The following is a 14,645-nucleotide window of genomic DNA, read 5'->3' as shown; positions in this document are numbered from 1 at the left end:
TAGGAAGTCGTTATTTCTTGGGAGGGAAGCCCGGTAAGCCCGGAAGGCCTCCCGGAAGTTGTCCGCCGCCCAGTCCGGCGAGCCGGTCCTGGATGGCTTTCAGATCGTCGGCGGAGGGTTCGGCCATCTTGCCGCCGCCCAACGCCTTGAGGCGGGCCATGTCGGGGCCGCCGCCCATGCCGGGCATGCCGCCGCCACCGCCGAGGCCACCCAGCATGGCGGCCATCTGCTGCATCTTCTTGGGGCCGCCGCGCGCCATCGACTTGACCACATCGGCCATCTGGCGGTGCTGTTTCAGAACCCGGTTCACGTCCTGCACATCGACCCCGGCGCCGGCGGCGATGCGCTTCTTGCGCGAGGCGTTCAGCAGGTCGGGCTTCTTGCGCTCGGCCTTGGTCATCGAGGAGATGATGGCTTCCTGACGCAGGATCATGCGGTCGTCGATGCCGCTCTCGGCCATCTGACCCTTCATCTTGGCCACGCCGGGCAGCATGCCCATGATGCCCTGAAGCCCGCCCATCCGCTTCATCTGCTGAAGCTGGCCGGCCAGGTCGTCCAGATCGAACTGACCCTTGGCCAGTTTGCGGGCCATCTTCTCGGCCTTGGCCTGATCCAGATCCTGGCTGGCCTTTTCGACCAGGGCGACGATATCGCCCTGACCCAGGATGCGGCCGGCGACGCGGCGGGCGTCGAACACGTCCAGCGCATCGACCTTTTCGCCGGCGCCCAGATATTTGATCGGCAGGCCGGTGACGGCGCGCATCGACAGCATGGCGCCACCGCGACCGTCGCCGTCGGCGCGGGTCAAGACAAGGCCGGTCAGGGGCAGGCGCTCGTGGAAGGCCTTGGCGGTGCGAACGGCGTCCTGGCCGGTCAGACTGTCGGCGACCAGCAGGGTCTCGACGGGCCTGGCGATGTCGGCGACCTCGGCCACCTCGTTCATCAGCCCTTCGTCCAGGGTGATGCGGCCGGCGGTGTCGAGGATCAGGACGTCGAAGCCCTGGAGTTTCGCCGATTGCAGCGCCCGGCGCGTGATCTGGACCGCGCTCTCACCCGCCACGATCGGCAGGGTGGCGACCTCGATCTGCTTGCCCAGGGTGGCCAGCTGTTCCATCGCGGCCGGACGACGCGTGTCCAGCGAGGCCATCATGACCTTCTTGCGATCGAACTTGGTCAGGCGCAGCGCCAGCTTGGCCGAGGTCGTGGTCTTGCCCGAACCCTGCAGGCCGGCCATCAGCACCACGGCGGGCGGGTTGGCGTTGGTGTTCAGCGGGACCGGCTCTTCGCCGCCCAGCATCTCGATCAGGCCGTCATAGACGATCTTGACCACCTGATCGGCCGGCTTGACCGAACGGATGACTTCTTCGCCCGTCGCGCGCTCGGTGGCGAAGGCGATGAATTCCTTGACGACCGGCAGGGCGACGTCGGCCTCGAGCAGGGCCACGCGCACTTCGCGCATCGCCTCGGCGACATCCTTTTCGGACAGGGCGCCGCGCCCGGTGATCCGGTCGAAGACGCCTGTCAGCCGCTCGTTCAGAGCCTCGAACATTCACTACCTCGTGTGGCGCAGGTGAAACGGCTCCATACGACAACGGCCCCCGGCGACGATCACGTCGGCGGAGGGTTCTCGCCGGGCTCGTCTCATCGAAATGAGGGTCGTCCCGGTGGAGACGCGAGGTTCACTTGCGTCGGAAGCGGCGGCTTATGGCGGAAAAACCTTACAAAGGCAACCGGAGCGATCCGGTCACGCTATAAGAGCCAATATCGGCGCAGGGATTTAGCGGATTGTCATCATCGTGCTAAGAGCCGCGCCCTTTATAGGGGCGGCGCTGTCGCCAGGGTTTCAGACTTCGGGAGAAGCACAGATGAGCAAGGTGCTGGTTATCGGCGCAGGCGGCGTCAGTTCGGTGGCCGTCCACAAGATGGCGATGAACGCGGACATCTTCTCGCATATCACCCTGGCGAGCCGGACCAAGTCCAAGTGCGACGCGATCGCCCAGTCCGTGAAGTCGCGCTTCGGCGTCGACATCGACACGGCCGCCATCGACGCCGATGACGTGGCGGCGACCACGGCCCTGATCCAGAAGGTGCAACCCGAACTGGTCGTGAACCTGGCCCTGCCCTATCAGGACCTGTCGATCATGGACGCCTGCCTGGCCGCCGGCGTCGACTATCTGGATACCGCCAACTACGAGCCGCGCGACGAGGCCAAGTTCGAATACAAGTGGCAATGGGCCTATCAGGACCGCTTCAAAGACGCCGGCCTGATGGCGCTGCTGGGTTCGGGCTTCGATCCCGGCGTGACCTCGGTCTTCACCACCTACGTCAAGAAGCACCTGCTGGATTCCATCGAGACGCTGGACATCCTGGACTGCAACGGCGGCGACACGGGCCTGCCCTTTGCGACCAACTTCAACCCTGAGATCAACCTGCGCGAAGTGACGGCGAACTCGCGTCACTGGGAGAACGGCCAGTGGGTCGAAGGCCCGGCGCTGAGCCACAAACAGACCTTCGACTTCGAAGGCGTGGGTCCCAAGAACATGTACCTCATGTACCATGAGGAGCTGGAATCGCTGGCGAAGTTCTATCCCGAGATCAAGCGCATCCGCTTCTGGATGACGTTCGGCGACAGCTATCTGAAGCACCTCGAAGTGCTGGAAAACATCGGCATGACCTCGATCGAGCCGATGCAATTCCAGGGCCGCGAGATCATTCCGATCGAGTTCCTGAAAGCCCTGCTGCCAGAGCCGGCCTCGCTGGGTCCGATCACCAAGGGCAAGACCAACATCGGCGTCATCGCCACCGGCCTGAAGGACGGGGTCAAGAAGACGGTCTACGTCAACAACATCTGCGACCACGAAGAAGCCTATGCCGAGACCGGCAACCAGGCCGTCAGCTACACCACCGGCGTGCCGGCCATGATCGGCGCGGCCCTGATGGTGACGGGCCAGTGGAAGGGCGACGGGGTGTTCAACATGGAGCAGCTGGACCCCGATCCCTTCATGGACATGCTGAACAAGCACGGCCTGCCGTGGAAGGTTCAGGACCTGGACGCCCCTTTGGACTTCTGATCGGACCGACTGAATGCAGACCCAGGCCGGCGATCCGGGCGCCTTTGCGCATTTCGACCTGAACCGCGTCGCCTCGCCCGCCTTCGTGGTGGACGAGGCGGCCATCCGTCGCAATCTGTCCGTGCTGAAGGGCGTGCGCGACGGAGCGGAGGCGCGCGTGCTTCTGGCGCTGAAGGCGTTTTCGATGTGGTCGCTGGCCGATGTGGTGGGCGAATACCTCGACGGGGTCTGCGCCTCGGGCCTATGGGAGGCGCGGCTGGCGCGCGAGTTCTACAAGGGCGAGCTGACCACCTATTCGCCGGCCTATACGGCGCAGGACCTGCCCGAGATCCTGCGTCTGTCGGATCACGTCATCTTCAACAACCCGGCCCAGATCGCCCGTTTCGCCGATCTGATCGCCAAGGCCCGGGCTGACGGGCAGGCGTTCGAGATCGGCCTGCGGCTGAACCCTGAACATTCCGAAGGCGAGGTCGCCAAATACGACCCGGCCCAGCCTTGTTCGCGTCTGGGCTTTCCGGTGTCGCAGCTGACGGCCGACCATCTGGTCGGCGTGGATGGTCTGCATATCCATGCGCTGTGCGAGCAGGATTTCCAGCCGCTGTCGCGCATCTGGGCGGCGGTGGAGCCGAAGCTGGCGCCGCTGCTGGGCGGGATCAAATGGTTGAACCTGGGCGGGGGGCACCACATCACCCGCGCCGACTATCAGACCGAGGATCTGATCGCCTTCGTGCGCGATCTGCAGGCCCGGCACGGGGTTCAGGTCTATCTGGAGCCGGGCGAGGCCGTGGCGCTGGACGCCGGCATATTGATCGGCGAGGTGCTGGACGTGTTCGACAACGGCATGCCCATCGGCATCACCGACATTTCGGCGACCTGCCACATGCCCGATGTGATCGAGGCGCCCTATCGCCCCGCGCTGCTGAAAGAGTCCGAACATGGGGTGACGGTGCGGCTGGGCGGGCCGTCGTGCCTGGCCGGAGACATCATCGGCGACTACGTCTTCGCCGAGCGGCCGACGCCCGGAACGCGGATCGCGTTTCTGGACCAGGCCCATTATTCGATGGTGAAGACGAACACCTTCAACGGCGTGCCGCTGCCGTCCATCGTGCTGTGGAACTCACAGACGGATGCGCTGACGACGGTGCGCGACTTCGACTATTCGGCCTTCCGCGACCGCCTGTCGTAGGCGCAAGAAAAAGGGCGGCTCGCGCCGCCCTTTCCCGTCTTATTCTTCCTTCGGTTCGTCCGCCGTTGGTTCGGCGTCGGGCTTGGGCGTCGAGCCCGGTTCGGTGACGACGATGCCTTCGGGCGGGGCCGACAGTTTCGACAGGTCGCCGCCGGCGCGCAGAACGTCCAGCGCGCGCTGAAGCTGATAGTCCTTTTCCTTGTCGAACTTGTCGCCCGGAGCTTCGCGCGGGGTGTGCGGACCCTTGCGCTCGGCGCCGATGGAGGCGTCCAGGGCCGTGGCGTAGGCGGCCTCGGAATAGATGAAGCTGGAGCGCGAGACGATGCGGGCCTCTGCCTCCGAACGCGCGACTTCCAGGTCCGGCTCGATGCCGATCTTCTGGATCGAGGCGCCCGAGGGGGTGTAGTAGCGCGCGGTCGTGATCGACAAGGCGCCGTCCTGGCCCTGGCGCAGCGGGATCACCGTTTGCACCGAACCCTTGCCGAAGCTGGTCAGGCCCACGATGGTCGCGCGCTGATGATCCTTCAAGGCGCCGGCGACGATTTCCGACGCCGAGGCCGAACCGTAGTTGACCAAGACGACCAGCGGCAGGCCGCCCGTGACGTCGCCGGGCTTGGCGGAATAGCGCTGGATCTGCTCGGGCTTCCTGCCCCGCTGGCTGACGATCTCGCCGCGTTCCAGGAAGGCGTCGGACACGTCGATGGCGGCGTTCAGCAGGCCGCCGCCGTTGTTGCGCAGGTCCAGAACATAGCCCTTCACGCCCGGCTTCTCGGCCTTGATCTTGGCGATGGCCTCGTTCAGCTCGCGGCCGGTGTTTTCGTTGAAGGTCGAGACGCGCAGATAGCCGAAGTCGCCTTCGACCCTGCCTGTGACCGATTGAACCTTGATGACCTCGCGGGTCAGGGTCACTTCCAGCGGATCTGAACCGTCGCGCAGGAAGGTCACCTTGACGCTGGTGCCCACGGCGCCGCGCAGCTTTTCGGACACCTGGCTGACCGTCAGGCCCGCCGCGTTCTGGCCCTCGATGGAAGAGATCACGTCGCCCGCCTGGACCCCGGCCTTGGCGGCGGGACTGTCGTCCATCGGCGAGATGACCTTCACCATGCCGCCGTCGGCGCTGATGGTCAGGCCGACGCCCGAATACTGGCCCTCGGTGCGTTCGCGCAGGTCGTCGTAGTTGGAGGGCGGCAGATAGTTGGAGTGCGGGTCCAGCGCCGTCATCATGCCGGCCAGCGCGGCCTCGATCAGCTTCTTGTTGTCGACCGGGACGACGTAAGCCTGCTCGACGATGCCCACCACGTCGCCGAACAGCTCCAGCATGCGGAAGGTTTCGTTTCGCGGGGTCTGGCTGCTGACAGCAGCGGCGGATCCGCCGAGCACCAGAGCGGCGCAGCCGACGAGGAGCAGTTTACGCATTCGGTCTCTTTCGGTCGGGCCGATCACTGTGGGCGCCCGTAGGTAGGTTAAGGCCCCGTCCTCACGACCAAATCGTGGCGACGCGGCGTCCCGCCGATAAAATCAGCGTCAGACGAGAATGCAAAGGACTATTGCGGGTTCACCGCAACCACGGTCCCGGATCGATCGGCCGTTCGTCGCGACGCAGTTCGAAATAGACGTCGCCGTCCGGGCCGCTGCGCCCCAGGGTCTGGCCGTCCGAGACCCGGGCGTCCGGGCCGACATCGACGCTTTCCAGCCCGGCGATGACGGCGCGCCAGCCGGGACCGAGATCCAGCACCACCACATTGCCCCACCCCGTCAGCGGCCCGGCGTAGGCGACCTTGGCGTCGGCAGGCGCGGTGACGGCCGCGCGGTCGGCCCGCCAGCGCCAGCCGGAGGTTCCGGCGCCCCAGGTCTGGCTGGGCGCGCCGGCGACAGGCGAACTGAGGCGGCCGCGTCCGGCCGGAAGGCGGGCGGTCGGCGTCTCTTCGGCCTGGGTCGTCGGGACCGCGCCGCCCAGTTCGCGAATGCGGCGCTCCAGCACGGCGGCGGCGCGTTCGGCGGCGCGGGCCTCGGCATTCAGGACGGCGGTCAGGGCGGTCTTGCGCGCCGTCAGCCCCTCGATCTCGCCGCGCCGGTCGCCCTGCTCGCTCTCGGTCGTCAGCAGTCGCTCCGAGGACAGGACGGCGAGGCGGCGGATGCGCATGATCTCGGCCTGACGGGCGGCCAGCACCTTGGCGCGGCTTTCCAGATCCGGCGTCATGGCCTTGAGCAGGATGGAGGCGCGCACGGTGTCGATGGCCTTGTCGGCGGGCACCAGCAAGGGCGGCGGCGGTCGGCGGCTCATCATCTGCAGCGCGCTGAGCAGACGGCCCTGGGCGCCGCGCTCCCGCGCCAGATCCGTGACCAGTTCGGCCTCGCGTTCGGTCAGTTGCTGGAGCCGGGCGCGCTGATCGTCGATCTGGCGGTCGCCGGTCTGTTCGTCGGCCCGCAGCGAAGCCAGGCGGCGCTCCAGCTGGGCCAGTTCGGTCTTGGCGGCGTCGGCGTCGGCGCGCAGACGACGGGCGCGCACCGTCTCGTCGCGGTATTCGGCCTGGATGCGCGACAGTTCGCTCTCGGGCGCCTGCCTGCTCATCGCCGGGGCGGCGCAGACGAAACCCGTCAGCAGGGCCAGCGATAAGGGTATGGCGCGACGCATGTCAGTCGCGATGATAGGGCGATCCGGCCAGGATGGTCACGGCACGATACAGCTGTTCGGCCAGCATGGCGCGCGCCAGGGCGTGGGGCCAGGTCTGGGGACCGAAGGCCAGGGTCGAGGATGCGGCCTGGCGCACGCTGGCGTCCAGGCCGTCCGCCCCGCCGATGGCGAAAACCAGACGGCGCTCGCCCTGATCCCTCAATTTGGCGATGTGGTCGGCGAAGGCGCGCGAGGAATAGGTCTTGCCGCGCTCGTCGCAGGCGATCAGGTGCGCGCCCTCTGCGGCAGCCAAGATCAGCTCAGCCTCCGGCGGCTTGCCTGGTCTGCGAGCTTCCAGATCGATCAGTTCGAGGGGACCGAGGCCAAGCGCGCGTCCCGACAGGGTGGCGCGCTTGGCGTAGTCGTCGGCGAGCGTCGCTTCAGGCCCCCGGCCCGGTCGGCCGATGGCGACGATGCTCAGCTTCATGGTGTCAGTCGCGGACCATGCGGTGGGCGGAATCAACCGCCCAGATCTTTTCGATGTTGTAGAAGGTGCGCACTTCCGGGCGGAACAGGTGCACGATCACATCGCCGGCGTCGATCAGAACCCAGTCGCAGTGCGGCAGGCCCTCGACCTTGGCCTTGCCCAGCCCCTGTTCCTTGAGCGTGCGCAGCAGGTGGTCGGCGATGGCGCCGACGTGACGGTGCGAACGACCGGACGCCACGATCATGGTGTCAGCCATGGCGCTTTTGCCCTTCAGGTCGATCAGGACCATGTCCTGGGCCTTGTCCTCGTCGAGGCGGCTCAGCAGGGCTTCTTCCAGCGGCGTGGAGCCGACGGGGCGGGGAGCGGAATCGTCGAAGCCGCGCGGCGAGGCGTCGGATTCAAAGCCGTCTTCGGAATGGAGAGGTTCGATAGGGTCCATCTCGTGCGCCGTATTCGAGACGGCGGCGTCTTGCGTATTATACGCGGGCGAGGGGGTCAGCGGAGGGCTCCGGGAGCGTTGACTAAAGAAGCCCTCTAGCACGGATGGGCCGCAACGTGAACCGCCGCCCGAATCATCCGGCGATCACGAGGTGGCGCGCACGCCCTTGCCGGTCCTGATCGCCGTGGACGACAGGGGGTTGAGCGGCGCCGTCAGATAGGTCCAGGCGGGCGCCTGAAGCGTCGGCAGAAGCCCCGCCTGCTGGGCCGGAATGCGGAAACCGGCGAAGCGGGCGGCGGCCGGCGCCGTGCGGCTGTCCAGCAGCGAACCCGGCCGGGCGATCACCGCCACCGGCATCAGCCGCATGATGTCGGTCCAGCCGCGCCAGCGGTGGAAGCTGGCCAGATTGTCCGACCCCATCAGCCAGACAAAATGCACGCCCGGATGCCGCGCGACCAGAAGGCGCAGGGTATCGACGGTCCAGGCGACGCCGGCCCGGCTCTCGAAGTCCGAGACGATCATAGACGGACCATGCGCATGCTGACGCGCCGAGGCCATGCGGTCCGCCAGCGGCGCGCTGTGGCGGGCGTCCTTCAACGGGTTCTGCGGCGAGACCAGCCAGACGACCCGGTCGAGATCCAGACGCCGCATGGCGGTCTCGGCGACATGGGCGTGACCGTCGTGGGCGGGATTGAAGGAGCCGCCGAACAGGCCGACCTTCATGCCTGGGGCGAGGATCAAGCCGTCGCGCAGCGCCCCGGAGCGGGGGCCGGCGCCTTTGGGCGCGGGACCGGCGTGGAAGAAGGACAAGCGGCGTCTCGGGCGGCGGGCGTTATGCTCAGCGGCGCCCTTATAGCGCGCGCCCATGCTCCGCCTACAGAATTCGTTCTCAGACGGCGGCGTCGAACAGGGCGTCGCGCGCCACGTCGGCATGGGTCATGGGGAACAGGTGCCCGCCGCCGGACACGACCTCGACCGAGACATTGGGCAGGCCACGGGGCTGGACCGGCAAATGCGTCAGGGCGCCGTGTTCGGCTTTGAGGATGCGAACCGGTCCGGGATAGCGTTTCATGGCCCGCCACGGATCGTGCGCCTGGGCTGCGTAGTTGGCCGCCTCCCAGGCCGGCGCGGCGGTCAGGCTGAACGCGCCGTCGTCTTCGTTCAGACCTTCGGAAAGATAGTCGGCCAGGACCATGTCGGGCCAACCCTTGAAAGCGCCGCGCCCGCGATAGGCGGCCATGGCCTGTTCGCGGCTGTCGAACTGACTGCGACGGCGCAGGGTAGCCTTGGCGATGGGGATCGCCTTCATCAGCTTGTAGGCGAAGGGTAGGTTGAAGGCGAAGACCGCAGAGCGTTTCCAGATCACCGGATCGAACAGCACCAGGCTGGACACCCGATCCGGCCGGACGGCGGCCGCCAGAAGCGAGGCCGTGCCGCCCATCGAATGGCCGGCCATGACCACGGGCGGGCCGTCGATGGCTTCGAGCAGCGCCAGCAGGTCGTCGCGGTGGTCCAGCCAGCTGGTCTTGGGTCGCGTGAAGGTCGGCAGGGCCGATCGGCCATGGCCGCGCAGATCCGGTGCCCAGATCCGGAAGGACGCCGACAGCGGCGACAACAGGCTGCGATAGGTGGCGGCGTTGAAGCCGTTGGCGTGAGAGAAGATCAGATCGACCGGCCGGTTCGGATCGCCGAAATCCAGCACGGCCATCTCGCCGGCGCCCCAGCGATTGTCGATCGGCACGGACAGGCGACGCGGTGGGGACATCAACGCCGCATCCATGGTCATGCGACGTCGCGACAGGCGGCGCAGCGACCGTGCGCCTCGATCGTCGTGCGGGCGATGGCGTAGCCGGCGGCTGAGGCTGCGGCGTTCATGGCGCTCTGGTCCGGTCCGCTGACCTCGCGCGTCGCGCCGCAGCAGTCGCAGATCAAGAAGGCGGCCGCGTGGGCGGCCTCGCCGTCGTCGGTGCAGGCGACATAGGCGCTGATGGAGGCGATGCGGTGCACCATGCCCAGCCGTTCCAGAAACTCCAGCGCGCGATAGACGGTCGGCGGCTTGGCGGCCTGGCCGTCTTCGCCGAAACGCGCGATCAGATCGTAGGCCTTCACCGGCTCGCCGCTTTCCAGAAGCAGGGCCAGGACGCGACGACGCTGGGCCGTCATCCGCTCGCCCTGCTGGACCGCGCGCGCCTCGGCCGCCGCCAGGGCGCGGTCCAGCGCCCCGCCGTTCAGGCCGGAGTGGTGATGGTCGTGATCGCAGGCGGAACCCATACGCCACAGCTAATGGCTGGCGCCCCCCACTGCAACCGACGCATCGCGGGTTTGCCGGTTGCGCGGCGTTGAGCTAGAAGGCGCGCCTCCGATCTTTAACCAGAGCGTCCTCGCTTCATGACCGACACGAACAATTCGCCGCTTGAAGGCAACGTCCTCTTCTACACCAACCCCGAACCGCTGGATCAGAGCGTCCACGGCGGCCTGGGCGTGAACCCGAGCGACAAGCCCTACGCCTTCGTGGCCCAGACCAATATCGTGCCGTTGACGGTCACCGAATTCTCGGCCGCCGCCCTGTCTTATCCGATCATCTTCACCGGCGAGAACCGCCAGCCGGTCGCCGTGATGGGCCTGAGCTCGAACGAGAACCTGTTCGTGGCGCCCGACGGCGAGTTCCGCGCCGACGCCTATGTGCCGGCCTATGTGCGCCGCTATCCGTTCGTCTTCGCGGACGACAAGCAGAACCAGCGCCTGATCCTGTGCATCGACCGCGGCGCCTCGATCGTCGCCGAGGGCGGCCAGAACCCGCTGTTCGTCGACGGCCAGCCCAGCGACTACACGAACATGGCGATGGAGTTCTGCAACAACTTCGAACAGGAGCGCCAGCGCACAGAGGGCTTCGTCGCCCTGGTCAAGGATCTGGACCTGCTGGACATCCGCGAAGCCCACTTCACGCCGCGCAATCCCGACGGCACGCCGGGTCAGCCGCAGAAGCTGGCCGAATACTATGCGGTGTCTGAAGACAAGCTGCGCGCCCTGCCCGCCGAGAAGCTGGTCGAGCTGCGCGACAACGGCGCCCTGGGCCAGATCTACGCCCACCTGGTGTCGCTGGTCGGTTGGGACCGCCTGATCGCCATGGCCGTGATGCGTCAGGCCCAGGCCCCGACCTCGGTCAACTAAGACCCGGTCTGTCGAAGATCGATCAACGCCCCGCCGGTTCGCCGGCGGGGCGTTTTTCGTTTCAGCGGCGCGAAAACAGCGCCCGCGTCAGGCAGGAAAAGACCAGACGCCCAGCCTCGTCCAGCAGGTCATGCGAGGCGATGACAATGCCCTTGTCGTCGCCGACCGGATCCTTGCCCATCACCGTCATGCGACCCCGCAGCAGTTCGCCCGCCGGGGGATTGCGCATGTAACGCAGTCCATCGACGGCCAGGACCTTCGTCTGGGCCCAGCCGCCGGACTTGTCGGCCGCCAGTCGGCTCCACAGCACATAGACCATGGCGTCCGGCGCGCCGTAGGCCACGTCCCAGCCCGGCGAGAACCGCTCGATGAAGACGTCCAGCGCCCCCTGGTCGATCGCACAGGCGCCCAGCGGCACGACCTGCCCCACCTCCAGGTCTTCGAAATGGACGTGCAGCGGATCGCTCATGCGCAGACCTTGGGTTCAGGCGGGTTCTTCGGAAACGCGAACCAGCAGCTTGCCGTCGTGATCGCCGGTGAACAAGCGATTCAACGACCCCACCGCGCCTTCCAGCCCGTCGTCGACGTGAACCTTCCACTTCACACGGCCGTCCGCCAGCCATGGGCCCATTTCCGCGACCATCTCTCGCGCGCGCGGAGCGTAGTCCAGAACCAGGAAGCCCTGGACGTGCAGGCGATGGGTGATGATGCGCGCGAAGTTCGGCGAAGGCGGCGCCTTGGTGGCATTGTAGGAGGACACCAGGCCGCAGACCGCCATCCGGCCGTGGACCTTCAGCCGGTTGAACACCGCGATCATGATGTCGCCGCCGACATTCTCGAAATTCAGATCGACGCCGTCGGGGGCCAGACGGTCCAGCGCCTCGCCGACATCCTCGTTCTTGTAATCGATGGCCGCGTCGAAGCCGAGTTCGTCGGTCAGCCAGGCGCACTTCTGCGGGCCGCCCGCGATGCCGATGACGCGGCAGCCGCGCTGTTTGGCGATCTGCCCCGCGATGGAGCCGACCGCGCCGGCGGCGGCCGAGATGACGATGGTCTCGCCTTCCTTGGCCTTCAACACATCGGTGACGCCGAAATAGGCGGTAAGGCCGGTCATGCCGAGCACCGACATATTGGCCGTCAACGGCAGGCCGGGCGCACGGTGGACCGGACGCAGGCCGCTTTCCGGCACGACCGCATAGTCGGCCCAGCCGCCCGAGGTCGGCATGACGACATCGCCTGTTTTGAAGCGGCTGGATCGCGAGGCTTCGACCACGCCCAGCGTCAGGCCGCGCATGACCTCCCCCAGGCCGACCGGCGGCAGATAGCCCTCGGAATCGTTCATCCAGGTGCGATTGGTCGGGTCCAGCGACAGATAGACCGTGCGGACCAGCACCTCGTTTTCCTGCAGATCAGGGATGGCCGTCTCGACCAGTTCCAGATCGCCGGGCTGGATCAGGCCCTTCGGGCGCTGTCGCAGCACCCATTGACGGTTCGTCTTGCCGCTTGTCGAAGCCATTGGCGTCTCTCCGTGCGTTTTCTTTGGCCACCATCTTGGCCGCCACGGCGGCTTCGGTCGAGGTGTGCGCCAAGAAAAAAGCGACCCTTGCGGATCGCTTTGAAGTGGCATCATCGAGAATGAGGCGCGGAGGCGGCATGATCGGCTTTCGCAGATCAAGTCGGGGGGCGTCGCCGCCTCCACGGACCGATAACGGCGGCGCCCTAAGCCGGTTCCCGACCTCGATCGCTTTTTTTGCGCTTTCGTACTTTGGCCCATCAATGCCAGCGTAAAACAAAGAAAAGGCCTCGATCCCGCGGGACCGAGGCCGATCTTGTCGTCAGCGAAAGACTTCGTTTTAAGCGGCTTCCTTCTGGCGCGACGGGTGGAAGAACAGCGCCTGGCTGATCGCCGCCTTCACCGTCTCCGGCTGGAAAGGCTTGGTGATCAGGAAGGTCGGCTCAGGGCGCTCACCGGTCAGCAGGCGCTCCGGGAAGGCGGTGATGAAGATCACCGGCACGTCCATGGTCTTCAGGATATCCTTGACCGCATCGATGCCCGACGAACCGTCAGCCAGCTGGATATCGGCCAGAACCAGACCCGGCTTGTGGCGAGCGACGGCGTCGATCGCCTCATCGTGCGTCGTGGCGGTGCCGGTGACGCGGTGACCCAGTTCGGTCACGAGGCTCTGGATGTCGGCCGAAATGATGGCCTCGTCCTCGATGACCAGAACGTCGGTGGCCAGTTCGGCGTCGATGTCGGCCTGGGCGTCGGCGATCAAACGCTCAACGTCGCGCGGATCGGCAGACAGGATTTGTGCGGCTTCCGAAGGGGTGAAACCTTCAAGCGCCGTCAGCAGGAAGGCCTGACGCGAGCGCGGCGCGATGCGCAACAGACGCTGCGAGGCGTCGCTGCCCGTGGTTTCCAGCGTGCCGGTTTCCAGTTGCGCGCCGGTCGAGGACCAGATGGCGTGGAAGACATGATAAAGGGCGACCCGCGGCGTCATGTCGGCCGACAACTGCTGCTCGCCGGCGGCCAGAGCCTCCAGTGCGACGCGGACATAGTTGTCGCCCGTGGATTGATCGCCGGTCAGGGCGCGTGCGTAACGGCGCACATAAGGAAGGTGCGGCGCGAGTCTGGCCAGAAGGCTCATTCAGATAGTCCCCGACAAATCACAGCCCGGCCGGCAGGGCGGGGCGCTACATCAGCCCTAAACGTCACATTCGCATCACGGTTCCGCCGTGGCGAACAAGCTTTAGCATTAAAAACCGGTCATGCAGGAACCCGGCCGGTCTGATGACGTTTGAGACCGACATCTTCTCGCGATGACAGTTGGGTGGGCTTGGCTCTGTCTATGATCGATTCTCCGGACTCCTCTCGTCCCAAAGGCGACCAGAAGGGGGAGGCAGGGCTTGAAGAAGCTCGCCTTCGCCAGCAGGCCATTGGCGTCAAGCTGCGGCATATGTTCGACGAGGTCGTCAACGAACCCGTGCCCGATGAGTTTCTCGATATCCTGAAACGCGCCGACGCCAAGTCTTCGGACAGCGCCGCATGAGCACCTCACGCCTGGGGGCCGCCCCCAAACCCGCGTCGGCTGACGACGAGGGCTTCAAGCGCGAACTGGTCCTGCTGATCCCGCATCTGCGCGCCTTCGCCCGGACCTTGACCGGCGATCCGACCGCGGCGGACGATCTGGCGCAGGACGCCATGATGAAAGCCTGGGACGCGCGCGCCAGCTATCAAATGGGTACCAACATGAAGGCCTGGACCTTCATGATCCTGCGCAACCAGTTCTATTCCGAAAAGCGCCGCTCGTGGCGTCAGTCGCAGTTGGATCAGGAAGCCGCCGAGCGGACCCTGGTCGCCGTGGACGATCCTGAGGCGCCGGTCGCCTTGGACGAGCTGCGTCAGGCTCTGAAGACCCTGCCCGAAGAGCAGCGCGAGGCCTTGATCCTGGTCGGCGCCGGCGGCTTCGCCTATGAAGAAGCGGCCGAAATCTGCGGCTGTGCGGTCGGCACGGTGAAGAGCCGCGTCAGCCGCGCACGCCGGGCCTTGCAAGCCACCCTGGAGCGGGGCGGTTACGGCCGCGACGGTGAAGCGGCCGGCGACGCCATGCGCACGATCCTGGGCGAGGCCGACAGGCTGGCCGGCGCCCGGAGCTAAGCGGCGGTGAACGAGACGA

General features: G+C 66.5%; 16 protein-coding genes. 5 read left to right on the top strand and 11 right to left on the bottom strand.

What is annotated here, in order from left to right; translation table 11 throughout:
• Positions 1-10: 10 nt before the first annotated feature.
• The gene (gene ffh, locus HF680_RS05705) at positions 11-1,549 is read right to left on the bottom strand and encodes a signal recognition particle protein (RefSeq protein ID WP_185224394.1); all 1,539 of its coding nucleotides are present in this window, start codon (positions 1,547-1,549) and stop codon (positions 11-13) included.
• 316 nt (positions 1,550-1,865) lie between these two features.
• On the opposite strand from ffh, the gene HF680_RS05700 reads away from it, so the two are divergent.
• Both HF680_RS05700 and HF680_RS05695 read left to right on the top strand, forming a co-directional pair.
• The gene (locus tag HF680_RS05700) at positions 1,866-3,071 is read left to right on the top strand and encodes a saccharopine dehydrogenase family protein (protein ID WP_039245835.1); all 1,206 of its coding nucleotides are present in this window, start codon (positions 1,866-1,868) and stop codon (positions 3,069-3,071) included.
• A gap of 13 nt (positions 3,072-3,084) precedes the next feature.
• Positions 3,085-4,257 (top strand): carboxynorspermidine decarboxylase, encoded by a 1,173-nt coding sequence (locus HF680_RS05695; RefSeq protein WP_185224393.1) that lies wholly within the window; start codon positions 3,085-3,087, stop codon positions 4,255-4,257.
• Between the two features lie 39 nt (positions 4,258-4,296).
• Here the strand turns inward: HF680_RS05695 and HF680_RS05690 are convergent, their stop codons facing one another.
• From HF680_RS05690 to HF680_RS05660, 7 genes are all read right to left on the bottom strand, one after another.
• Positions 4,297-5,673: a S41 family peptidase gene (locus HF680_RS05690; RefSeq protein ID WP_045809529.1), complete on the bottom strand. Its 1,377-nt coding sequence runs from the start codon at positions 5,671-5,673 to the stop codon at positions 4,297-4,299.
• 139 nt (positions 5,674-5,812) lie between these two features.
• Positions 5,813-6,892 (bottom strand): murein hydrolase activator EnvC family protein, encoded by a 1,080-nt coding sequence (locus HF680_RS05685; protein ID WP_045809528.1) that lies wholly within the window; start codon positions 6,890-6,892, stop codon positions 5,813-5,815.
• 1 nt (position 6,893) lies between these two features.
• Complete coding sequence (gene rlmH, locus HF680_RS05680) at positions 6,894-7,358, bottom strand: 23S rRNA (pseudouridine(1915)-N(3))-methyltransferase RlmH (RefSeq protein WP_185224392.1); 465 nt, start codon at positions 7,356-7,358, stop codon at positions 6,894-6,896.
• A 4-nt stretch (positions 7,359-7,362) separates the two neighbouring features.
• A complete protein-coding gene (gene rsfS / locus HF680_RS05675) occupies positions 7,363-7,797 on the bottom strand; it encodes a ribosome silencing factor (protein ID WP_082064315.1) in 435 nt (144 codons plus the stop codon).
• 144 nt (positions 7,798-7,941) lie between these two features.
• Positions 7,942-8,607, bottom strand: coding sequence for a nicotinate-nucleotide adenylyltransferase (locus HF680_RS05670; protein WP_185224391.1), 666 nt, complete (start codon positions 8,605-8,607; stop codon positions 7,942-7,944).
• Between the two features lie 79 nt (positions 8,608-8,686).
• The gene (locus HF680_RS05665) at positions 8,687-9,562 is read right to left on the bottom strand and encodes an alpha/beta fold hydrolase (RefSeq protein ID WP_394353522.1); all 876 of its coding nucleotides are present in this window, start codon (positions 9,560-9,562) and stop codon (positions 8,687-8,689) included.
• Between the two features lie 17 nt (positions 9,563-9,579).
• Positions 9,580-10,068 carry a Fur family transcriptional regulator gene (locus HF680_RS05660; RefSeq protein ID WP_185224389.1) on the bottom strand — a complete coding sequence of 163 codons (489 nt, stop codon included), beginning with the start codon at positions 10,066-10,068 and terminating at the stop codon, positions 9,580-9,582.
• A 117-nt stretch (positions 10,069-10,185) separates the two neighbouring features.
• Here HF680_RS05660 and HF680_RS05655 point away from each other — a divergent pair, with 117 nt between their 5' ends.
• Complete coding sequence (locus HF680_RS05655; protein ID WP_045809526.1) at positions 10,186-10,968, top strand: SapC family protein; 783 nt, start codon at positions 10,186-10,188, stop codon at positions 10,966-10,968.
• A gap of 61 nt (positions 10,969-11,029) precedes the next feature.
• Here HF680_RS05655 and HF680_RS05650 read toward each other — a convergent pair whose 3' ends face one another.
• The 3 genes from HF680_RS05650 to phyR form a co-directional block, all read right to left on the bottom strand.
• On the bottom strand, positions 11,030-11,437 hold the full coding sequence (locus tag HF680_RS05650; RefSeq protein WP_185224388.1) for a hotdog family protein: 408 nt from the start codon (positions 11,435-11,437) through the stop codon (positions 11,030-11,032).
• A 15-nt stretch (positions 11,438-11,452) separates the two neighbouring features.
• Complete coding sequence (locus tag HF680_RS05645) at positions 11,453-12,484, bottom strand: NADP-dependent oxidoreductase (RefSeq protein ID WP_185224387.1); 1,032 nt, start codon at positions 12,482-12,484, stop codon at positions 11,453-11,455.
• 337 nt (positions 12,485-12,821) lie between these two features.
• Entirely contained in the window at positions 12,822-13,616 is a 795-nt protein-coding gene (gene phyR / locus HF680_RS05640; RefSeq protein WP_026108480.1) for an anti-anti sigma factor/receiver protein PhyR, read from the bottom strand.
• A gap of 201 nt (positions 13,617-13,817) precedes the next feature.
• Between phyR and nepR the strand changes: the two genes are divergently transcribed.
• Both nepR and HF680_RS05630 read left to right on the top strand, forming a co-directional pair.
• Entirely contained in the window at positions 13,818-14,018 is a 201-nt protein-coding gene (nepR, locus tag HF680_RS05635; RefSeq protein ID WP_045809524.1) for an anti-sigma T factor NepR, read from the top strand.
• A complete protein-coding gene (locus HF680_RS05630; RefSeq protein WP_017505508.1) occupies positions 14,015-14,626 on the top strand; it encodes a sigma-70 family RNA polymerase sigma factor in 612 nt (203 codons plus the stop codon). Before nepR ends, HF680_RS05630 begins: the two co-directional genes overlap by 4 nt.
• Positions 14,627-14,645: the final 19 nt, after the last annotated feature.

The sequence above is a fragment of the Brevundimonas huaxiensis genome (assembly GCF_014218725.1).
GTDB lineage: Bacteria > Pseudomonadota > Alphaproteobacteria > Caulobacterales > Caulobacteraceae > Brevundimonas > Brevundimonas huaxiensis.
Note: the sequence above shows the minus strand (reverse complement) of the source record. Positions and strands in the feature narration are given on the sequence as shown.